The sequence below is a fragment of the Bradyrhizobium sp. B124 genome, from assembly GCF_038967635.1.
Taxonomy (GTDB): domain Bacteria; phylum Pseudomonadota; class Alphaproteobacteria; order Rhizobiales; family Xanthobacteraceae; genus Bradyrhizobium.
In genome coordinates this window covers 2,604,605-2,624,607 of the sequence record NZ_CP152413.1, presented here as the reverse complement: position 1 = coordinate 2,624,607, position 20,003 = coordinate 2,604,605, and the positions used below count along the sequence as shown (strand labels likewise).

At 59.8% G+C, this 20,003-nt stretch carries 27 protein-coding genes; 21 read left to right on the top strand and 6 right to left on the bottom strand.

All coding sequences use genetic code 11. The annotated features are described in order from the left end of the window. The first annotated feature begins 92 nt into the window (after positions 1-92). Together AAFG13_RS12730 and AAFG13_RS12725 are read left to right on the top strand one after the other, a co-directional pair. The gene (locus AAFG13_RS12730) at positions 93-1,226 is read left to right on the top strand and encodes an alpha-hydroxy acid oxidase (RefSeq protein WP_212310250.1); all 1,134 of its coding nucleotides are present in this window, start codon (positions 93-95) and stop codon (positions 1,224-1,226) included. 148 nt (positions 1,227-1,374) lie between these two features. After that, positions 1,375-1,578: a hypothetical protein gene (locus tag AAFG13_RS12725; RefSeq protein WP_212310249.1), complete on the top strand. Its 204-nt coding sequence runs from the start codon at positions 1,375-1,377 to the stop codon at positions 1,576-1,578. Positions 1,579-1,591: 13 nt separating this feature from the next. On the opposite strand, the gene AAFG13_RS12720 is transcribed toward AAFG13_RS12725, so the two are convergent. Continuing rightward, positions 1,592-1,777 (bottom strand): hypothetical protein, encoded by a 186-nt coding sequence (locus AAFG13_RS12720; RefSeq protein WP_212310248.1) that lies wholly within the window; start codon positions 1,775-1,777, stop codon positions 1,592-1,594. A gap of 254 nt (positions 1,778-2,031) precedes the next feature. Between AAFG13_RS12720 and AAFG13_RS12715 the strand changes: the two genes are divergently transcribed. Further along, complete coding sequence (locus tag AAFG13_RS12715; RefSeq protein ID WP_021080362.1) at positions 2,032-2,385, top strand: phasin; 354 nt, start codon at positions 2,032-2,034, stop codon at positions 2,383-2,385. 29 nt (positions 2,386-2,414) lie between these two features. Here AAFG13_RS12715 and AAFG13_RS12710 read toward each other — a convergent pair whose 3' ends face one another. Further along, entirely contained in the window at positions 2,415-2,675 is a 261-nt protein-coding gene (locus tag AAFG13_RS12710; protein ID WP_229164047.1) for a hypothetical protein, read from the bottom strand. Between the two features lie 211 nt (positions 2,676-2,886). Between AAFG13_RS12710 and AAFG13_RS12705 the strand changes: the two genes are divergently transcribed. After that, positions 2,887-3,174 (top strand): hypothetical protein, encoded by a 288-nt coding sequence (locus AAFG13_RS12705; RefSeq protein ID WP_212310764.1) that lies wholly within the window; start codon positions 2,887-2,889, stop codon positions 3,172-3,174. Between the two features lie 100 nt (positions 3,175-3,274). Here the strand turns inward: AAFG13_RS12705 and AAFG13_RS12700 are convergent, their stop codons facing one another. Then, positions 3,275-3,460, bottom strand: a complete 186-nt coding sequence (locus AAFG13_RS12700; protein ID WP_173637755.1) for a hypothetical protein — start codon at positions 3,458-3,460, stop codon at positions 3,275-3,277. A 710-nt stretch (positions 3,461-4,170) separates the two neighbouring features. Between AAFG13_RS12700 and AAFG13_RS12695 the strand changes: the two genes are divergently transcribed. From AAFG13_RS12695 to AAFG13_RS12670, 6 genes are all read left to right on the top strand, one after another. Further along, positions 4,171-4,332, top strand: coding sequence for a hypothetical protein (locus AAFG13_RS12695; protein ID WP_212310246.1), 162 nt, complete (start codon positions 4,171-4,173; stop codon positions 4,330-4,332). 1 nt (position 4,333) lies between these two features. Beyond that, positions 4,334-4,588: a hypothetical protein gene (locus AAFG13_RS12690; RefSeq protein ID WP_342712206.1), complete on the top strand. Its 255-nt coding sequence runs from the start codon at positions 4,334-4,336 to the stop codon at positions 4,586-4,588. A gap of 249 nt (positions 4,589-4,837) precedes the next feature. After that, the gene (locus tag AAFG13_RS12685; protein ID WP_342712205.1) at positions 4,838-5,134 is read left to right on the top strand and encodes a hypothetical protein; all 297 of its coding nucleotides are present in this window, start codon (positions 4,838-4,840) and stop codon (positions 5,132-5,134) included. Positions 5,135-5,752: 618 nt separating this feature from the next. After that, on the top strand, positions 5,753-6,070 hold the full coding sequence (locus tag AAFG13_RS12680) for a hypothetical protein (protein ID WP_212310243.1): 318 nt from the start codon (positions 5,753-5,755) through the stop codon (positions 6,068-6,070). A gap of 316 nt (positions 6,071-6,386) precedes the next feature. Beyond that, positions 6,387-6,887 (top strand): hypothetical protein, encoded by a 501-nt coding sequence (locus AAFG13_RS12675; RefSeq protein ID WP_342712204.1) that lies wholly within the window; start codon positions 6,387-6,389, stop codon positions 6,885-6,887. Positions 6,888-7,003: 116 nt separating this feature from the next. Further along, complete coding sequence (locus AAFG13_RS12670) at positions 7,004-8,290, top strand: phage terminase large subunit (protein WP_342712203.1); 1,287 nt, start codon at positions 7,004-7,006, stop codon at positions 8,288-8,290. Between the two features lie 56 nt (positions 8,291-8,346). Here AAFG13_RS12670 and AAFG13_RS12665 read toward each other — a convergent pair whose 3' ends face one another. Then, positions 8,347-9,258 (bottom strand): hypothetical protein, encoded by a 912-nt coding sequence (locus AAFG13_RS12665; protein WP_342712202.1) that lies wholly within the window; start codon positions 9,256-9,258, stop codon positions 8,347-8,349. Positions 9,259-9,353: 95 nt separating this feature from the next. Here AAFG13_RS12665 and AAFG13_RS12660 point away from each other — a divergent pair, with 95 nt between their 5' ends. Further along, on the top strand, positions 9,354-10,283 hold the full coding sequence (locus tag AAFG13_RS12660; protein ID WP_342712200.1) for a M23 family metallopeptidase: 930 nt from the start codon (positions 9,354-9,356) through the stop codon (positions 10,281-10,283). 204 nt (positions 10,284-10,487) lie between these two features. Next, a complete protein-coding gene (locus AAFG13_RS12655) occupies positions 10,488-11,060 on the top strand; it encodes a hypothetical protein (protein WP_342712199.1) in 573 nt (190 codons plus the stop codon). A gap of 175 nt (positions 11,061-11,235) precedes the next feature. On the opposite strand, the gene AAFG13_RS12650 is transcribed toward AAFG13_RS12655, so the two are convergent. After that, positions 11,236-11,412 (bottom strand): hypothetical protein, encoded by a 177-nt coding sequence (locus AAFG13_RS12650; protein ID WP_342712198.1) that lies wholly within the window; start codon positions 11,410-11,412, stop codon positions 11,236-11,238. Between the two features lie 452 nt (positions 11,413-11,864). Here AAFG13_RS12650 and AAFG13_RS12645 point away from each other — a divergent pair, with 452 nt between their 5' ends. The 5 genes from AAFG13_RS12645 (at position 11,865) to AAFG13_RS12625 (ending at position 16,684) form a co-directional block, all read left to right on the top strand. Then, positions 11,865-12,239 (top strand): hypothetical protein, encoded by a 375-nt coding sequence (locus tag AAFG13_RS12645; protein ID WP_342712197.1) that lies wholly within the window; start codon positions 11,865-11,867, stop codon positions 12,237-12,239. 862 nt (positions 12,240-13,101) lie between these two features. Continuing rightward, on the top strand, positions 13,102-14,757 hold the full coding sequence (locus AAFG13_RS12640; RefSeq protein WP_342712196.1) for a hypothetical protein: 1,656 nt from the start codon (positions 13,102-13,104) through the stop codon (positions 14,755-14,757). A 165-nt stretch (positions 14,758-14,922) separates the two neighbouring features. After that, the gene (locus AAFG13_RS12635) at positions 14,923-15,681 is read left to right on the top strand and encodes a NucA/NucB deoxyribonuclease domain-containing protein (protein ID WP_342712195.1); all 759 of its coding nucleotides are present in this window, start codon (positions 14,923-14,925) and stop codon (positions 15,679-15,681) included. A gap of 2 nt (positions 15,682-15,683) precedes the next feature. After that, a complete protein-coding gene (gene comJ / locus AAFG13_RS12630; protein ID WP_342712194.1) occupies positions 15,684-16,163 on the top strand; it encodes a competence protein ComJ in 480 nt (159 codons plus the stop codon). 116 nt (positions 16,164-16,279) lie between these two features. Further along, positions 16,280-16,684 (top strand): hypothetical protein, encoded by a 405-nt coding sequence (locus AAFG13_RS12625; RefSeq protein WP_342712193.1) that lies wholly within the window; start codon positions 16,280-16,282, stop codon positions 16,682-16,684. Here AAFG13_RS12625 and AAFG13_RS12620 read toward each other — a convergent pair. After that, positions 16,649-16,921, bottom strand: coding sequence for a hypothetical protein (locus AAFG13_RS12620; protein WP_342712192.1), 273 nt, complete (start codon positions 16,919-16,921; stop codon positions 16,649-16,651). The genes AAFG13_RS12625 and AAFG13_RS12620 overlap by 36 nt on opposite strands. 552 nt (positions 16,922-17,473) lie before the next feature. On the opposite strand from AAFG13_RS12620, the gene AAFG13_RS12615 reads away from it, so the two are divergent. The 4 genes from AAFG13_RS12615 (at position 17,474) to AAFG13_RS12600 (ending at position 19,795) form a co-directional block, all read left to right on the top strand. Then, a complete protein-coding gene (locus AAFG13_RS12615; RefSeq protein ID WP_342712191.1) occupies positions 17,474-17,911 on the top strand; it encodes a DUF4279 domain-containing protein in 438 nt (145 codons plus the stop codon). A gap of 396 nt (positions 17,912-18,307) precedes the next feature. Then, entirely contained in the window at positions 18,308-18,508 is a 201-nt protein-coding gene (locus AAFG13_RS12610; RefSeq protein ID WP_342712190.1) for a hypothetical protein, read from the top strand. A 477-nt stretch (positions 18,509-18,985) separates the two neighbouring features. Next, entirely contained in the window at positions 18,986-19,291 is a 306-nt protein-coding gene (locus tag AAFG13_RS12605; RefSeq protein ID WP_342712189.1) for a hypothetical protein, read from the top strand. 69 nt (positions 19,292-19,360) lie between these two features. Further along, a complete protein-coding gene (locus tag AAFG13_RS12600; protein WP_342712188.1) occupies positions 19,361-19,795 on the top strand; it encodes a hypothetical protein in 435 nt (144 codons plus the stop codon). The last annotated feature ends 208 nt before the right edge of the window (positions 19,796-20,003 follow it).

The window sequence follows — 20,003 nt, the reverse complement described above, 5'->3', positions numbered from 1 at the left end:
GGCCTTCGCTGGCCGGATTCGTCGGTCAAGGTGGTAGCTTTTCCGGTTTGTCTGCGGCTAATGTGCCGGCCAAATCGGGAGAAGAAACGACCATGAATGACGGGACCCCCATTCAGCAGGCGCGCAATGTCGAACTCGGCGCCAGCGGCGAGGAATTCCAGAATCTGCACGAATTCGCGCAAAAGGCCCGCGCCAGGCTGAATCAGAACGCCTGGGACTATATCGTCGGCGCCTCGGAAACCGAGACCACGATGCGCCGCAACAGAATGGCGCTCGACGAGATCGCGTTCCGGCCGCGCGTGCTGCGCAACGTCATCAATGTGGATCCATCCACCGAGGTATTCGGCCGCAAGCTCCGGCTTCCCGTGATGATCGCGCCGGTCGGCGCGCTCGAGATCTTCGATCCGGATGCCGGCGCAGCCGTCGCGCGCGGAGCGGGAACGTTCGGCGCGGCGCATATGCTGAGCTCGGTGTCGGAGCCGGGGCTGGAGAATACCGCCAAGTCGGCGCCCGACGCCTTGCGCATATTCCAGCTCTATGTGCGCGGCGATGATGCGTTCGTCGAGGATGTGGTCAGCCGGTCCATCGACAACGGCTACGCCGCGTTCTGCCTCACCGTGGACACCGCGCATTACAGCCGGCGCGAGCGCGACATCGCCAAGCGCTATGTCCGCGAAAGCCGCATCCGCGCCACCGGCGGCGATTTCCAGAAGGGGCTGGAATGGCGGACGGTGAAGTTGATCAAGGACAAGTTCAAGATACCGCTCATCCTCAAAGGAATCGCCACCGCGGAAGACGCCAAGATCGCGCTCGATCACGGCGTCGACTGGATCTACGTCTCAAATCATGGCGGACGGCAGCTCGACCACGGCCGCGGGTCCATGCACGTTCTGCCCGAGATCGTTCAGGCCGTCGCAGGCCGCGCCAAGATCATGGTCGATGGCTCGATCTGCCGTGGCACTGATATCGTGAAGGCCATCGTCTCGGGGGCCGATCTCGTCGGGATCGGCCGTCTGCAATGCTGGGCGCTTGCCGCGGCGGGCGAGGCAGGCATCGTCCGGATGCTTGAATTGCTGGAGGACGAGGTGATCCGCTGCCTTGGGCTGCTCGGCGTCACCAGCTTCGCCGAACTGGACAAGTCCTATCTACATCCGGCGACGCCGACCAATCTGCCGAGCGTGTTCAGCGCATTCCCGCTGCTCGATATAGATCCCTACCGCTACTGAGCCGCGCCGCTGCGAAGACACATGGAGTGATGACGCGATCGGGGCGCCGGGTAGCTCGATCGCGCCGGCTCGCCGTCTATCTGTGGTGTCCATGAAGCCGCCGCGGCAAAGACAAAGTCTGATCCAAATGCCGCACTAGTCGAAGCGAATGGCAAACAATCCATTCGCTGAATTTTCACTTGAGCGCGCGATCGCCTTGCGCTGGACCCTCCGTGATATCCAGGCCGGCCGGCTCAAACTGTCACCGGTCAGTGACGAGGATCTGGGCGTCCTCATCGAACTCGGTCTGGTCGAACTGCATGACGACCAGCCCGAGCTGACGGAGGCGGGGGCCGCGGTGCTGAACGACTGAACGGGCCGATAGCCTAGCGCGCGTTCAGGAAGCTTTCGCCGGCATTGCACGGCGCGCACTGATAGGTCAGCACGTCGTAGACTTGGTCGCGCGGCTCGATCAAGGCGAGCCGCATTTGCGTGCCGCACTTCATGCACGGCATCTCTATGCTGGTCTTGAAGCGGGTGCAGGTCGGTGTTGGACGAACGGCGCGCAGCATCGGATCCCCTTAATTCCCCCACAAGAGACGCGAATTCCCCCACAAGAGACGCGAACGCGACCAACGACGAGGCCGAATCACTATGCCACAGTGCTGACATGATTGGAATCGGCCTGCGGTGCAGTCCGGTCGCTGCTAGGTAAATTTTCCTCGGCTGCAAGGATGAGTGGGCCTCTCATGGTTTGGCGATACGACGCTGACGCCGTCACAATCTATGCTAACCTTGGCAGACGCTTTTTTCAGGGGGCGCGATCATGATTGAGCCGAAGCTTGAAGTTCCCGCCGAGTTGCGCGATTTGGCGGAAAAGACCATCGACCAGGCCGAACAGGCCTTCAGCCTGTTCTTTGATGCCGCGAGCAAGTCGATGACGGCGATGCCGGGCACCGGGACCGAGATTTCCAAACAGGCGCTGTCGTTCACCGAGCAGAATATGAAGGCGGCGTTCGAGCACGCGCGCAAGCTCGTGCACGCGACCGATCTGCAGGAGGCGATGCGGATCCAGTCGGAATTTCTGCGCAGCCAGTTCACCAATGCCGGCGAACATATGCGCCAGATCAGCGGAAGCGTGATGTCAGCCACCAAGGACGCCACGAAGGGCAAGTTCTAGGGCAGGCGGCCTTCGCGGCGCGTCGGCGTCTAGCGCCGGCGCGCGACCGCGACGCCGAGCAGAAACGCGACGAACAGGCTTGCGAGCGGCGCTTCGCGCGCGACCGCGCTCACGGTGGCGAGGACGCCGCCCGGCCGGCGCGAGGTTGCGATCGCGTCGCTGAGGCGATCGGCCGCCGCTCGAAGTCCGTCCGACACCTCCGTGATGGTACGCGAGACGTCCGTCGCGGTGTCGATCGCCCGCTCACCGAGTGTGGGCTGAAGCGGAGACTCGGGTGTTTCAGAGCTCATGTGCCGTGCCGCGATTTCACTAAAGGTGGGGTGGCCGTTACCCTGGCTATCCGCGCGTGCGCGTGGTGACGGCCACATATCGGGGAAATTCAACAGTTGGGGATTGGTTCCACCAACATGCCTCGCTTTCGCATCGGGGAACAGGAAACTTACGCGCCGGTTGCGGCTTGTTTCCGTGGAGGAGACGATGATGACAATGCAGGCGCATGGCATGGCGGATGGCCGTTCGGTCAAGCATCGAAATCGGCACGGCGGAACGCCGCTGCTGATCGCGGCCCTGGTTGCGATCCTCGGCGTGCTGGGCATGCTGATGGTCGACCACGGTCCGTGGAGCAAGCCGAAGGTGCAGCCGGCCGCTTCCGCCAACTACTCAACGACCGGCGAGGCGGCACGCGCGGCGGGCGCAAAGGTGATGCCGACCGAGCCCAAGACACCGATTGAGCCTGATCCGCCCGGCCCAAAGCCCGCTCAGCCGGCAAATCCGAGCACGCCGCAATAGATGCGGGGCGTTCCTGAGATTGCATCCGACGCAAAGTGCAGGAATTGACTCGTCGGGCAAATCAGCGGCACAAAGCTATAGTTGAAATACTGCGGGACGATCAGCGCACGCTGACGAGCATGCCCCACGCCGCGGCGAACCCGGCACCGACGAGAACCAGCACCGGACTGTCGCAGAAGATACCGCCATACTGGCACATGGTGGCACCGATCGAGCCGATCTCATGATGGCCCGCTGCATAGAACAGGCCAGACAGGACCGCGAGCACGGCAGCAACGAAATACATCGGCGCTTCCTCCTTGCAATCTAACTGCGGCGCGGGTCGACCGACGCGAGCCAAAACTGTCCTGATGTCGATCCAAATGTTGTGAGCCGCTTGCCCGCTTGACGCGTCGGGCAACTCAGCGGCACACTGACATCATCGCAACAAGCATACGGCCGATCGGCGCCGGCTCGTGTTGCGATTCCGGATCATGCGCCAACTTTCGGTCAAAGCGGTTTCCCTCCGTCGAAGCCGACGCATCACATTTTACCGATCGCATTCAGCTCGCAAAAACGTTTGACACGTCGGGCAACTCAGGGGCATAATCCGAAAATCAGAAATTGTTGAGCCCGCGCGGAGCAATCCACGGCGGGCTTTTTCTTTGCCGTTTCACCAATCGGACGGCGGCCGCAACGTCACGACGCCACATCCTCCCAGCCCGTCGCCTGAGCGTCGCAAGCGAGCCGCCGTCCGAACCCATTGAAACGAGCACGAAATTGGCCGGTGCGCGCGAACGCGCCGGTCCTGCGGCGCGGCGAAAGCCGGCGCCGCCCGCGGCCCCACTCGTCAGGGATAAGGTTCGCGCCCCAAAGATCGCCGCCCGCTGCGCGATCTGCCGCACATTCATTCCATAGCCGCATCGCGCGGACGGCCGATCAACGAGGTTGCATGACCGCCTATCTCATATCGCTCGCGCTCGCGGGCCTGATCACGATTGCATTGTCGGAGTTTGCATGAGCGCAGAGATCATACAGTTCATCCCCCGTCCGCGTTACGAGCACGACCGAACGGATTTTCCCACGATCGCATTTCGCTCGGTAGTGCCCGATCCCGATATCTATGATGTCGATACGGCTCCGAGCGAATATCTCCCGTCCGATTGGGAGGAGAAATAGCTTGGCCAAGACGATCACGCAGATCCGCTCACTTGCGCGGAGCCATACAAGAAGCGCACTCAACGCACTGGTCGGCGTGATGCGATCGACCAGTGCAACTCCGGCTGCCCGCGTCTCGGCTGCCAATGCCATCCTCGATCGCGGCTGGGGCAAAGCGCCGCAGGCGATCGAGAACGGAGATGGAGCGTTCGAACTTGTGCACCGCATCGAACGAGTGATCGTTGAGCCCGCGGAAGTTGAGGGCGAAGATACCTGACAGCCGCGGGCCGTCCGACTTGGGCCGACTTTGTCGACGACCCCGCCAAAACGTTCAATCACGTCGATGCGAAGCCGAACCGCTATCGCGGCCGACTCTCGGCATCGTGGGCCTCGTTCTACGGGACCGCTCTACCAACGCGTTGCCCGGCATGATATCTACCATGGCGTGCCCGAGCGGAACGGTACCATTGTGCGATGATGCGGCCTGGTCCGTCGGTAGCGTCTGATCTCATATCGGTGGATGTCGATGGCCATGGCCGATAGGCGTCTTCGTGCACTCCGGGCGGAGAGTATCACAGTGCTCCTCTCGACCTTTGAATCGATCTGGTGGCTATTGGGTTACGCCATGGCTCGGCTGATCTTGCCGATCGTCTCATTTGGTAAGGTCCGCGTCGACTCATTCCTCGATTGTCACAAATTCAACTGGCTCGGCTATCGGTATCGCGAAGACGGCCACCTGGAAATCGAAGCTACTTTCGCCACCTTGATCGGGCTCTTGGCCTCTTGCACCGGGCTTATGGTGATTCTGTTCTTCGTTCACTGAGCTGAATCACCGGTCGGATTTTTTCTCACACTCTACCATGACGTGCCCGCATCGGAGCCACTAGGTTGGTGAATGTCGGTAAGGTGACTTCAATGAAGTGTGGATTGATGTTGCGAGGAGGACTTGTCTCGATGCTCTTGTTATTGGTGCGCTGCTTTTGGCCAGTGCCGCCGCGTGCTCGATGATCTGGAAATGCGATCCAACGAACCGGGCATGAGTTGGTGGTAAATCGCTGCAAAGCGGGGGCAGCCATGCGAAATTTCGTTCTCTTGTTTGCAAGTCTCGTCGTTCTTGTCGATGCGCCCTTGCCGGCGAGTGCCGAGCAATCTTCTGAACAAACAGGTGCGCCGGCGTCGAGAGCCAAAACCCGCAACGAGTCGTTTTCACGCGACGCTACAGCGGAATTCAATGCACGGTGTGTGGCGTTGGCGGGGCCGCTGGCCGCAATGCGAGGCAACACTCTCGTTCTTCGCATGGATAACAGCAGTCGCAAAAATATTCGATAACAAGAACAGATTCGGAAGGAGTGAAGGAGGATTTGGTTACGGCCTTGCCGACTTCTATCCATCGACACGTATTTTCGTCGCTTGTGACCATGGAGCGGACGGTGGTCAATGCATGGCTATCGAGGGAAGAACAGGTCGCGAGCTCGATTTCGGAAATGTGTTTCCTCAATTTTCCCCAGACGGGAATTTAGTGCTCACCGAGGAAGGCGGCGAGGACGAAACAAGCTTTGCGATTCTCGACGTTCGAGGCAAAAAGCAGCGTCTAGTTTGGAAGTCGAAAGAAAGCAAGACTCCCTTACCTGCAAGAGCGACCTTCGTCGCGTGGATCGATGACAAGACGATCAAGCTTGGGAGCCCCGACAAGAAGCCCGTGGTGTTGACCCAAGGTTCGGACGGAACGTGGAGCGTCAACGCTGCGCCAGTCAAATGATCGAATGTCCGCTTCTGACTTATATACGAAAGTCTCCTTGGTCGCTGCAGGGTCGGCTCATCGGAGATGGGCGGACGCTGACCGATCTGGCAGCCATTTGCGGCTTTTGACCCAACGCAGACTTCAAAAGCTCTGCACAGGAAATGCTGACAATCGTGCGCGGCAAATCACCGGCGAAGTTCGGAGAGACTCTGCTACATCTGTCCGTGAGCGTAGTTTATCGCGCTTGCGGACTTGAGCTTGCCTGGCCGGACGAAGGAAAATCAGGTCCGTGCCAATTGCGTGCCGCTGCCTACGATTTCTGCAGAGACGATCGATGGATGCCTGTCAAGTTATCGGACTGACACCTCTGATCAACGACCTTTCTACAATCGCCTCTATTGGGTGCGTGTTACCAACATATTTTCTTCATCTCCGCCCTCAGGCCAGAACGATCCTGTCACTGGCTATCGTTTTCGCCCTATCGACGTTGGCATTCGCGTTCACAAGAGAAATCTCCTGTCCGTACTTCAATGGAACCTTCGCGGTCGCAATATTTGCGCCGCTGAACGTTGTTCTGGTCGCGATCCTGGCTGCGATCCGCCGGATTGCCCGCGTAGGCTTATGGAGTACGGTCGTCTTGGCGTGCGTCATATTCGATTGGGCGGGACTGTCTGTTCTTTCAGGATTGCTTTGTAAGCATCGATCGGCTGATCTGAAATCGCTCATACCCAGCGATGAGACCGTCGAGCCCGTTCAGCGGGCAGCCAATGCGATATTTGCCGCCGTCGGTGTTTGGTGTTCCGGAAGCCTCCAGCACGGCGAAATAGCAATCTGACCGACTGGCTTGCCGGCCTGACCGGAGCGCGCCCTCGCCAATGACAGTTCAAGCCCGATGAGCGCCGTAAGATGGCAGGCGGGCGTTCGACCCGATTTGCCCTATCGAGAGTAGCCTTGTCGATCCTGAAAATTCCAACCGCAAAAGTGTTCGAGCCGCTGCTTCGGCCGGCGCGCTATAAGGGGGCATTCGGCGGCCGGGGATCGGGAAAGTCCCATTTCTTCGGTGAGCTCCTGGTCGAGATGTGTCAGGCCGAGCGCGGCACGCTGGCGGTTTGCATCCGCGAGGCGCAGCGAACGCTGGCGCAATCATCGAAGCGGCTGATCGAGAGCAAGATTGCATCGCTCGGTGTCGGTCAAGGGTTCAAGAGCTATTCGGACAGGATTGCGACGCCCGGTGACGGCGTGATGATCTTCCGGGGTATGCGCGATCATACGGCGGACTCGATCAAAAGCCTCGAGGGGTTCAAGGTCGCCTGGATCGACGAAGCGCAGTCGCTGAGCGCGCACAGTCTCGCGCTGCTGCGGCCGACGATCCGTGCGCCAGGCTCGGAATTGTGGGCGAGCTGGAATCCGCGACGGAAGTCGGACGCGGTCGATGATTTCCTCCGGGTGCGCGAGCCGCCAGGGGCTATCGTCGTCAACGCGAACTGGCGCGACAATCCGTGGTTTCCCACGGTGCTCGACGAAGAGCGGCGCACTGATCTTTCGCTCTATCCCGATCGCTACAATCACATCTGGGAAGGAGGGTACGTGCAGGCGTTCGAAGGCGCGTACTTCGCGGAGCTCCTGACCCAGGCGCACAAGGACGGCCGCATCTGCAAGGTGGCCACAGATCCGCTGTTGCCGCTGCGCGCTTTTATCGACATCGGCGGCGCCGGTGCGACCGCCGACGCCTTCACGATGTGGATCGTGCAGTGGGCCGGCAGCGAAATCAGGATACTGGACTATTATGAGAGCGCCGGCCAGGTGTTGGCGTATCACGTCAACTGGCTGCGCTCGCGCGGCTATCAGAACGCGGTTCTCTATCTGCCGCATGACGGCATGGCAACTAACAACATCACCGGCAAGCGCTACGAGGACCATCTGCGTGATGCCGGTTTCACGGTCGAGCCGCCGGTGAAGAACCAGGGCCGCGGCGCGGCGATGATGCGGATCGAGGCACTGCGCCGGCTCGGGCCGCAGATCTGGTGGAACGAAGCGAGCACGGAAGCCGGCCGCGATGCGATCGGCTTCTACCACGAGCGCAAGGACGAGGTGCGCAATGTCGGGCTCGGCCCGGAGCACGACTGGTCAAGCCACGCCGCCGACGCACTCGGCTTGATGGCGATTTGCTATGAGGCGCCAGGCAGGGTGGGGGGCTTCAATCGAGTGATCAAGTACCGGGAGCAGGGGTGGGTATAAGTCAGTAATTGTCTAAAGGTGTCTGACGAATGAGACTGGTCGGATACCAAGGTAAGCTACTTGCGGCGTTTTGAAGTCGCGGCGTACATGTGCTGCGCGGCTTCCTGGCAGTAAGCAAGTGGACCGCCATCGTCCCTGAATTCCCTGTTCACGCTTTTCTGCAGGAGCAGGGTCTTGTCGTCGATCCATTTCAAGATCACGGTTTCTGGATTCGGTGGCGTGTTGCAGGCGACGAAAACCTGGATGTTGTCCAGATTATCTCGGATGGAGGTCACGCCGCACTTGTCGGTGCCGCTGGCAATTGATCGCTGATCGAGATCGATAATGGTGTTTCCTGACTGCAGACAACGCTCGCTGAAATCATTGCCAGGGGTCGCGTAGACGCCAGGCTTCGGTCGCCAAGGATGTTGCATCGCTTTTTGCTCTGCGGCCTTCCGTTCCTCTTGCGCCTTGTTGTCGGCGTATAGGCGCTGAGCATTCGCGGGGCAATAGTCGGCCCTCCAGGCCGCTCCTTTGAACTTTCCATCGAGTGTTTTCCGGACCGAGATCGCCTTCTCGTCAATCCGCCTGACCAGCATGGTTTCTTGGAATCGCCGGTCCTCAGCCTTGCGGCCCCGCGAGCCGAGAGTTTCTGCGAGATTGTAATCGTTGCAGCTCATGTCAAGTCTGACGGTACCATCGGCTATGTCGGAAACCGTTCTGATCTTGCAGCCCCATTCGTTTCCGCCGACTGAATTTCGCGAAAGCTCGATAATGAAGTCGCCGTACTCCAAACATTGCGCCTCGAAATCCTTGCCGGGACTGGCGTAAAGGCCATCCGCCGGACGCCACTTTTCAACGGCCGAGTTGATCTTGTTCTGCGCCGAGGCTTCTGTGATTTGGCCGGCAACGCAGGTGAGCGCCAAAACGGCGTATGTCACGCGCTGACCAAACATCGATTTTACATCTAGTCCGAGTGTCTCTCTCACGGCGCCTGCTCCGTCAACATCGAAGAGTTGTTGAACTGAAGATACCTGATCAATTCAAGGTTGATCAATAGAATGACCGATTATGGAGTTCGGATATGTCATGGCAAGATACGATGCGAAGAATATTGCCTCCACTGGTTGGGATCGATTCTCATGTCACTAGCCGGTATGGCGAGGTAACGAACCGGCCACTGGGCTCAACGAACCCGCACAGAGGCGTTGATTTTAACTACAACATCCCGGGGCAACTTGGCCTCAATCTAATCAACCCGGCATTGCGTTCACCGGTGGCGGGTGTCGTTACGCAGGCAGGCGGAGGTCGGTACGGAACGATAGCCATCCGAGATGCAGATGGCTTCTCTCACGAAATTCTCCATAGCCATTCACAGCATGTCTCTGTTGGCGATCCCGTCGCCGCAGGCCAATTTATTGGGACGATGGGCAATACAGGCGCATCAAGTGATCCCAAAAAGGCAAATCACGTCCATTACCAACTTAGAGATCCCGCGGGGCGGGTGATCGACCCGAGCGCTTTCTGGGATCAACAAGGGCCGTTTGACCCCAACCCGGCACCACCAGCTCACGTCGACGACTACCGGCGTTATCTGCGAGAGACCAGCAGATCCGCTGCGGCTGCCGCACAAGGTCGCGATGCCCCGGGCGCCGACCCCGACGACAACGAGGATGTTCGTCGCCTGGTGCGGGTATCACCGCAGACCGCGGCGATCCTCTCCGACCGAATGGCGAGACCGGCCACCATGCCCAACGAGCTACCCGACGATCAACCCGCCTCGTTCGAAAGCCGCTTCGGGAATTGGACGTCTTCGGGACCGGCAGTCGCACCGCGTGGTCCCTATCAGGCGATATCACCGAACGTCTACTCGCAGTCTGGGATCGTCCTTGGCAATCCCACGACGAATTATCCGTTTCCGACATCGATCCGGGGCTTTGCGAACGAGGCTGGTGCCCCGGACGAATGGGCTGGTGGCAGGTTACGGTCGCCCAACTGGAAGAGAACACAGTAGCTCGATGTTGGCCCGGAGCATGGCTGGTCAAGCCGCGCCGCCGGTGCGAACGGCCTGATTGCGCCCTGCCACGAGGCGCCGGGCTGCGCAGGGAGTTTCAACCGGGGGATCAGATATCGCGACCAGGGCTGGGCGTGATGCGTGGGCGCTTGCCCGCCAGCGAACCGGCTTCACGATCGCGCCCATAAACCAGAGGATTCAGCAATGGCAAAAATGTCGACGTCCGATCTCAAGGCGATGCTCGCCTCCGAAAGGGCCGACGCGCTGGCGGCGCTATCGACAGCGCGGCTCGCCGAGGAGCGGGCGGATGCGATGGACTACTATCTCGGTGACATGCGCAAGGACATGCCGGCACAGGACGGCCGCTCGCGCGCGGTCTCGACAGACGTCGCCGATACCATCGAGGGGCTGATGCCCTCGCTGATGGATATCTTCGCTGGCTCCGACGAGGTCGTGCGTTTCGAACCGGTCGGCCCCGAAGACGAGGCCGCTGCGCAGCAGGAGACTGACTACGTCAATCATGTCTTCATGCAGCAGAATCCGGGCTTCATGACGCTCTATTCCTTCATCAAGGACGCGCTGCTGTCGAAGGTCGGCATCGTCAAGGTGTGGTGGGAGGAAAGTGAGGAGGTTAGCCGGGACACCTATTACGATCTCACTGACGATCAGTTTGCGTTGCTGGCGCAGGCCGTGATGGAGTCGGACGGTGCGATGAAGATCGTCGAGCACACTGTGCATGGTGCGACTGGCGAGGCGGGGACGGAGGCGACGAGCTGACAGCGCCGGCGGGGTTTCGGTGCGAGGCGCCTCACATCTTGAGATATGCGAGGAAGCCTGCAACCAAAATGAAGCCGCCGATGCCTCATCCGATCATCATGCGATCGTTCTGGCGCGCTTGCCGGTAGTAGACCTTGCCGAGCTCGGTAAGCCGGGCCGGGTCAATCGCCGTGGCCTAAATTCTGAACTCGCCGCCCAAAGGGGTGATCGATTTGACGTCTCCGCTTCCCCAATAGGACTCTCCCGGCGCGAGGTTGTTCATCACTCGGCGAGTGAGATTTAGACTGCGTCCGGCAAAGAAGAGCAGCCCGCAAAACCAAAGTGCGACAAGGCTGCCTGCGAGATAAGTCATTCACCATCTCTTGGGTTCGTCGTGGCCATCGGCGCCGCGCCCGATCGCTTTGCTGGGTCAACCCCCGGTACATCTTAGGGTATCCGCGCGAAGACTGCTATCTGAGGAGAAATTAAGTGACTCAATCTGATAAAAAGGTGCGCTGGCCAGATGGATTTTTGTTGTCCTGGACCGTCGCTCTCCCGCATCGTCGGCTCTGCTGGATCTCAGTCGGAGCCAGCAAGATCCGCTTGGGGACGGTATGGGTGATTGGCGAACATCGGCTGCACCGGTCCCACCATGGAGGGCCCCAGCGGCATCATCACCGCGCCCCGGTGGCTTGTACCGTCTGATGCTCGATTACTTGCGCGACAACTACCCCTCGGACCGCTGACGGCTTCCAGGCGGGATGGCGAAGCGCACGGAGTTCGGTGCATAGTCTCGACTGTCGTCGAAATGTTCGGGGAATTGCCATGTCTGTCGCCTTCTTTGCCGTCGCCGTGATTGTCGCAATATGGTCGGCCGTCAAGTCCGAGGTCATTCGTCGCGAGCTTGTCAATTCGTTTCCTCCACAGTTCCAGGACTACGACATGTCGCGATACGCGCTTCACACCTATGCGCTCGCGCCTTCGACGTCGTTGCCGCTGCAAGCCGAGTACATGAAGACCTTGTACGGCTGGTGCGCCGCTGTCTTGAGCGGATCGCTTGGATTCTTCGCGGCCGGGAATGTGGCGTTCGGCTGCTTCGTGCTGGTCGGATTCTTCTGGTCCACCTACCAGACATTCAAGTCCCGGAACACCTATCGAAAGAACTGCGCGCTGGCGGTCAATGAAGTAGGGAAAGGATAACCGATGACAGCAGGAACGTATGGCGGAGGCACCTTTGGGGGGCTATGGGGTATTGGAGGCGGCTTCTACATCGACAATCACGGCAGACTCTATCCCCAGGTGTATGCGGGCACACCTCGCTGGGGCCTGTCTGCGGGATATACGCCAGACCTTGAAGGATTGCTGACTGGGCCGTCGGCATCAGGCAGCATCGGATTCGGACCGGTTCGCGCAAATGTCGGGACAAGCGGAGGCGCCAACGGTGTTGGCTTCGGGACGCCTGGCGCCGGTGTGACGTACGGATTTGGGCCCTACGAACTGTCCGACGATTACTCGCAGCCTTGGAAGAGACCTCTTATCCGCGATAGCGCGGTGGCTGCCGGAATCCCAAGCAGAAGCAATGTTTGGGAGTATGACTATCCCGACGCCGGATCACGTCCAGTTGCGCCGCCCGGCGATTCCGGCGCCGCCGCGAGATTCCGTTCGCCGCGTGAGTATGGATATCCGGAGACGTCCGCGGACGGTGCGGCTACGCGGTCGGGTGCGAGTGGGGGATTTCTGGGACGGATCGCCGCTCTGACTGACAACGGCGCGGACAGTGCGGATTGGCGGACGCCGGCGATCGCGTCCCCGTCATCAGGCAAGGCTTTCAGCGAGGGGGCGCCTCCCGTGCGATTTCTCGAGAGGGTCTCCGGTCCTCCCTGGCGTTAGGCTGATGTTTTCCGATCTGCGGTATCCCGAGTTGCCGCACCACGGGTTGGCTGATCTTCTGCAAAGCTACGCGCACGACAATTATCCGGGCAAGTAGACGGCCGGCGCGTTGCACGACCGCCAGTCAGGCGCTCAAGCCGTCGCAAACCTCCAATAGATGAGCTCAACGAAAATGGCTGTTCCCATGCTTCAGGGGTCGGCGGCGATGCCGCTTGGCTCACCAATTACGCACGATGTCACCATCGTCACCACGCGAAAGCTCGCCCAGGCGAGGGTGATGGGCGTTCCGCCGGAGGAATTCGGTATCGAGCGCGGCGCGCGCAGCATCCGCGACTGCAATTATTGCTTCCATGAGGTGGTGACCAAGACGGAAGCGCGACTCATTGCCGAAGGCTTCGATGCCACGCAGATTAAGTCGCTGAACGACTATACCGGTTACGCCAATATCGAGACGCTGGCGCGCGACACCGCGGACGAGCATTTTGGCACTGGTGCTGGTGGCATCAACTCGGCGGCGCGGCTGGTGCGCATCACCGAGCACTATGTGCGGATGGACTATGAAGGCAACGGCCGGCCGTGCCTGTACCAGGTGATCACCGGTGGCGACCAGAGCGAGATCCTGCGCAAGGATGGTCGCGACTGCATCACGGCGTTCGACGCCATTCCGTTCGCGGCGACCACGCCGGTGCCGATGACGCATCGCTTCTTCGGGCGCTCGATCGCCGATCTCGTGATCCCGCTACAGCGGGAGAAAACGGCACTGAAGCGCGGTGCATTGGACAATCTCTATCTGCACAACAATCCGCGCGTCGAGGTGGCCGAGAGCAATGCCGGACCCAATACGCTCGATGACCTGCTGGTCTCGCGGCCGGGCGGCGTGGTGCGCACCAAGACTGCGGGCGGGTTGAACTGGCAGGTGGTGCCCGACATCACCTCGTCAATCTATCCGATGATGCAGTATCTCGACGCCGAGCTCGAGAGCCGCACCGGCCTCAGCCGGCAGTCCCAGGGCATTGACGCCAACGCGCTGCAGAACCAGTCGGCAACTGCGGTGGCTCAGGTGTTCTCGGCCTCGCAGATGCGGATCAAGCTGATCGCGCGGATCATGGCTGAGGGCGTGCGCGACATCTTCGCGCTGTTGCATGGCACGATCCGCAAACACGGCCAGCAGCAGCAAACCGTGCGGCTGCGCAATGCCTGGATCACCGTCGATCCACGCAACTGGAAGACCCGCGACGACATGACGATCAATGTCGGCCTCGGCACCGGCGGCAAGGCGCAGCAATTCGCACAGGTGATGGCGCTTGCCAATGTGCAGAAGGAGCTGATTGGCGGCGGCAAGGTCAACATGGTCGGCGACCGCGAGCTCTACAACACCGCCGTCGAGCTGACCCGGATCATGGGTCACAAGAACCCGGGCCGGTTCTTCAACGACCCGACCGCCGTCAATCCGCAGACCGGCCAGCTATTGTATCCGCCGCCGGCGCCGCCAACACCGCCGCCCGATCCACGGGTGCTGGCGCTGCAGGCCAAAGCGCAGGCCGATCAGCTAGCGGTCGCCCATCGTGCGCAAGTCGAGCAGCAGAAGACGCAGGCCGATGCGATCCATCAAAAGCTCAAGGCCGAAGCGGAGATCGAACTGGCGAAGATCAAGGCCGAGCTCGATGCCCAGATCAAGGTGTTCGACGCGCATCTGAAGGCGGCGACGGAGGCACGCAAATCGGGGCGCTCCGATGTGCCGGGTGCACGAAAGGCCAGGGACGGCCACCATTATGTTCCGGACCCGAAGCGGCCCGGCAAATTCCTGATGGTCGTTCATCATGTCTGACTTTTCTCTGGTGCCGGTTGATCATCAGCCGGATTTCCAAGCGTCTCGTTGGTGCCCGTTGACCATGATCCGTTCAGACCGATCGGAGTAGTCCAAGCGGCTGGGACGCAATCGGAGCATCAACAACAATCAAGCGGATCTAGCGTAGCGTCACCACAAGTCGGTGTGCCTCTCGTCGGCGTACCGGCAGCGACGTCCGGCAAGTCCTTCGATCCAGATTTCGTGAGCCGCGATGTTGCAAACCAGATCGACGTACAAAAGCTAACTGCATCGCCGATATCCCCTCCCTCCGGATCGACCTATGATTGGCGGACGTCCTACCGGCCGCTCGGTGAATTAAAGGCGGCGACCTATACACCCACGCAGCGTATTGGCTATCTCGCAGCCAACGCGCTGATGGGTCTGGGTATGAAGCCATACACCGCGAACGATCTGACTTCGCGCGTTGGCAATGTGCTCGGCTTAACACCGCTTGGCGTTGTCGGCTCTGCGCTGGACCTAATCGATGCGAAGCGGCGCGACGACCTGCCTGGTGCCATAGCAGCGGCGGCCGGAATGATACCGGGCGCAAAGAAGCTGGGTGCGAAGGCCGGAAACATTGCGAAGGAGATCACTCTTTCGCGCTCGGTTCACGGTGAGGCAGCAGAGCATGCGGCGGACGCCATCAATGCAGGTCACCCGAGCGTCCTGACGATTGATCGGCCTGGCAAGGACACGAACAGCTGGTTGGCAACCGGTAAGCCGGACAAGGTTGCTGGCAAGCACTTGGATGAGTATCCTCCCGCAATGTTCAGAGAAGGCGGTTTCGGGGCCAGTGTTCGGCCGATCAATCCAAGTCACAACACGTCGGCCGGTGCGCGCGTCGGCAATTTATGTCGTGGATTGCCGGACGGAGCCCAGATCAAGATTATTGTTGGAGATTGACGATGATGACCACGATTGATTTTGGAATCTCTCATGGGCAACTCGCGGTGTTCGCGAGCTCGTTGCAGGATCCATACAACGACTGGACTGATCAACATTTCGCACAGGGCTTCACATGGCGACCTGGCAGCGTGTCGTTCCGCTCGATGGTCGCAGCTGGTTGGCACTCGGTCAAGATTGAGGTCGTGAATCACGCCGGTCCCGTTCATCCCGACGCTGTGCGTGTGATCGAGGTTCCCTTCGAGGTTCCGGCTGACGGGGCTATTGAAGTCGGAAGCATTGCAGAGACTGTTCCGCTGTCGCTGCCAGCTGGACCTTTTCTGTTGCGTTGCGAGTTCTGGCAACCTTTTGACACCGATGAAGACGAGCGCGTGCGACTGACTTTTGCAAGGAAGGACGCTCCTCGTTTCGCGGTGGTTCGTGCAGATCCGGAACTGTCGGTCAGTGAGGAGTTGCTGACGACTGCGCGGCCAGCCATCTAGTTGAGCGGTCGCCGGCACTAATGTGAGCTCGGAAGGGCATAGCTTCGACGGCGCCGTAGTTTGATGCAACGACAAGGTTCAACGCCGCAACGGCGATCTAGCCAAAGCAGCAAACCGTGCGGCTGCGCAATGCCTGGATCACGGTCGATCCACGCAACTGGAAGACCCGCGACGACATGACGATCAATGTCGGCCTCGGCACCGGCGGCAAGGCGCAGCAATTCGCACAGGTGATGGCGCTTGCCAATGTGCAGAAGGAGCTGATTGGCGGCGGCAAGGTCAACATGGTCGGTGACCGCGAGCTCTATAACACCGCCGTCGAGCTGACTCGGATCATGGGTCACAAGAACCCGGGCCGGTTTTTCAACGACCCGACCGCCGTCAATCCGCAGACCGGCCAGCTATTGTATCCGCCGCCGGCGCCGCCAACACCGCCGCCCGATCCACGGGTGCTGGCGCTGCATGCCAAAGCGCAGGCCGATCAGCTAGCGGTCGCCCATCGTGCGCAAGTCGAGCAGTAGAAGACACAGGCCGATGCGATCCATCAAAAGCTCAAGGCCGCAGCGGAGATCGAACTGGCGAAGATCAAGGCCGAGCTCGATGCCCAGATCAAGGTGTTCGACGCGCATCTGAAGGCGGCGACGGAGGCGCGCAAATCGGAGCGCTCCGATGTGCCGGGCGCACGAAAGGCCAGGGACGGCCAACACTATGTTCCGGACCCGAAGCGGCCCGGCGAATTCCTGATGGTCGTTCATCATGTTTGATTTTTCGCTGGTGCCCGTCGACCATCAGCCGGATTTCGACGACGTTACATTGGTTCCGATTGAGCACGATCCATTCGACGCAGGTGGCTTGGGTCCGCAATCCGGAACGAATTTGCCCGCGGCGGGTGCCGAGTCAGACCGGATACGTGTGGGTCAACAATACGCGCAGTATGCTCCCGGGAGGCTGGGCATGCCGCCGCTGCCTCCCGTCTTCCTGCCTGGTACGCCCGAAAATGACGCGTTTGTCAGCTCGACAATCAAGGCCGGTCGCGCAGTCGGAAACGTAATCGGCAACGTCCTGAATAGCGATGATGCGGGCAGACCGCCCGCCGGATCTCGCCCTATTGATCAGACACCATGGTCGGGCGATCATGGTCAGATTAAGGATGCGATAGGAGCTGCAGCGACGGGCGATGTCAGGATTTCGCCGACAGATGAGGTTTGGTCAAGGAGCCCTGACGGCAGCTGGACAAACCACGGGCCCGCGGGCACCTTTACGGGTTCTGGTCAGCCCAGCGGTAGACGAGGAAAGGATAGGGACCGACGATGACCGAGGATGAAGCGGACGACATGCAGCATATGCTGAGATATACGGTCCGGATACTGATCAAGCATCCAAGCATCGATCCCGCGCGCATAACATCGGTCCTTGGCCTGGAGCCTAGATACACGGCAATCGCTGGCGGCGTACGAAAGACCCCGACGGGGATTATTCTTTCCGGCGTGCATAAAGTCAGCGGTTGGGGGCATTCCTACGATGTCGAGGGAAAGCGGCCGTTCTTCTCGGATGTTGGAGAAGTGTTGGACAAACTGGAATCTAATAAAGCCTTTCTAGCTGAGATATCCGACGGCGGCGGCACCATTGAATTGATCATACACTTGTCCGGGGAGATGAACATCGGCGATACCTTGTCGTGGCAGGACATGGCGCGCCTTTCCGCTCTGCACGTCAACCTGGGCATCGAGGTTTTTCCAAATTCCTGATGCGCTGGCGCCGGCGGGGTGACGTCGGCACCACGTGCCGGAAATCTATGGCGCCAACGCTCCGATCATGAATCCACTTGCCAGGACAGCCTTGGCATACGCGCGGAGCTGACCCAGCTCTCAACGAGAATTATTCGTCGGAAGACAAACAAGGCAGCGATTCTGAGGGAGCCCCCTCATATCCAGGCGCGCCTAGCGGTACCATCTATAAATACTCGCCCATTCCGGATCAGCCATCTCAGGGGCGCATCTCCGTACTTGGCAAGACGAGCGGTCCATATGACCAATCACCGGGGCGGCGCTAGAGTCCGGCCGGATGTAGTTGCTCTTGTCACCACAAGATGAAGGTTCTCGCATGCGAGGCAGGCGAATGATGGACACTCGAGAGATCGTCAAGTGAAATTAGCACTCAGCGGCCTTCTGATCCTTGTGGTGGCCTCCTTGGCATTCATGTGGATTGCAACTGCAAGAACCGAAACAGGCCCAGAACTGCTTGGTCCGGAAAACTGGCCCGTCACAGTGGAAGAGACCGTACACGATCTTCTGCCGCGGCTTTCCCTGCTCGAGAAGCTCAGATTCATGCTTATGAAGAAATAGGATCTAATCTCACTTCATTTGGGATTTGGGACGTGGATACGTAACCGGTACGGCCTTTGGCGAGGTAATGACAAATAGATACTTTCGGCATGTGGTTTCCGATGTCATCCCGAAGATGCCTCGATGAAAATTATTGAGGTAGTGTGGGAAGCTGAACATAGATAGCGCCAGCGACAATCCCGACAACGATGGTGGTGCAGGTGCGACACGGGTCGGTGTCGCGATTGTTACGCATCAGGCGCGGCCGCAACGGCGGCGCGCGCAGAACGTGGCCATGAAGTCGTATGCCGCGAACGATCTGGCTTCACGCGTCGGCAAAACCTTCGGCTTCACCTCGCTTAGCGTTGCTGGCTCAGCGCCTGACCTCATCCGCGGCTCCGTTTTTTCTTGCCGGCGAAGACGAGCAGGGCGCCGACAGCAAATGACGGGCTGCTTTGAACCTGCCGAACACGATCCCTTCGCTGGAGAACCTTCGCAATGACGAATGCCGATGAATCGAGACTAGACCAGGCCGTAGGCCGCGGTGTCAGGGCCGAACGTCTGCTTGCCGATGAATTGCTGGTCGAAGCATTCGATGCGCTCGAGCAGGCGTACACGGCTGCGTGGCGATCGACGACGATCGACGATGCCTCCGGCCGCGAGAAGTTGTTTCTCGCCATCAATGTGGTTGGGAAGGTGCGCGATCACCTGACCGCTGCGGTCACCAACGGCAAGCTGGCGAAAGCCGAGCTGAAAGAACTGGCCCAGACGGCGGAGCGAAGGAGGCGGTTTGGCATCCTGTGAGATACGCTTGACAGCGTTCTTGTTATGTTCCAAATTGGGGCTGACGTTTGTTTTCCTGCAGGCTTCAGGATGAATCTCTCTGCATCGCAATGGTGGATAGCCTTCGTCCTGGACGTCCTGATCAAAGCCGCACTTTTCTATTGGCAGGCTGCTCTCGTTACTCTTGGCATGATTGCCCTTCAGGGTTTCGAGTCTTTGATTCCCTTCATTTTGGTGGCTGCATCGCTTTCGAGCCTTCATTTTCTTTGCCTCTTCTTTGGCAACAGGTTTGTGGGATCGCTTCAAGCTGCGACCGTTCAGCGCAGCCGTCCCTTGAAGTTCGTGCTCATGCTGATCTTCGCCAACCTCTTCTTCATCGTGAGTTTCGCTGCGGTCTTGTCCGTCTCGGGCAATGTCCTGGATCACATCCTGCTGAGCGCGATCGTGGCTGTCACCAATCTGGTGCCAGTTCTGCTTGTCACCGCCACCGGCGGTCTCCTGGGTATCGCCGAGCTTCGAGCTTGATCGACTGCTGTCGATCTCTCCGCGGACAAAAGGTCATCCATGAGGGCAATCCGGAGATCGACACATAGTAAGCAGGTTGGACCTGGAGCTGAAGGTTATCTGCGTCCCGTAGACTCGGCCGGTTGGGAGTTTTGTTGTGGTGTTGCGATCAATGCTCTGTCGTTCCGCTGGGGCGCTACATGTTGTCTATCTCGCGTCCCGCGCATTT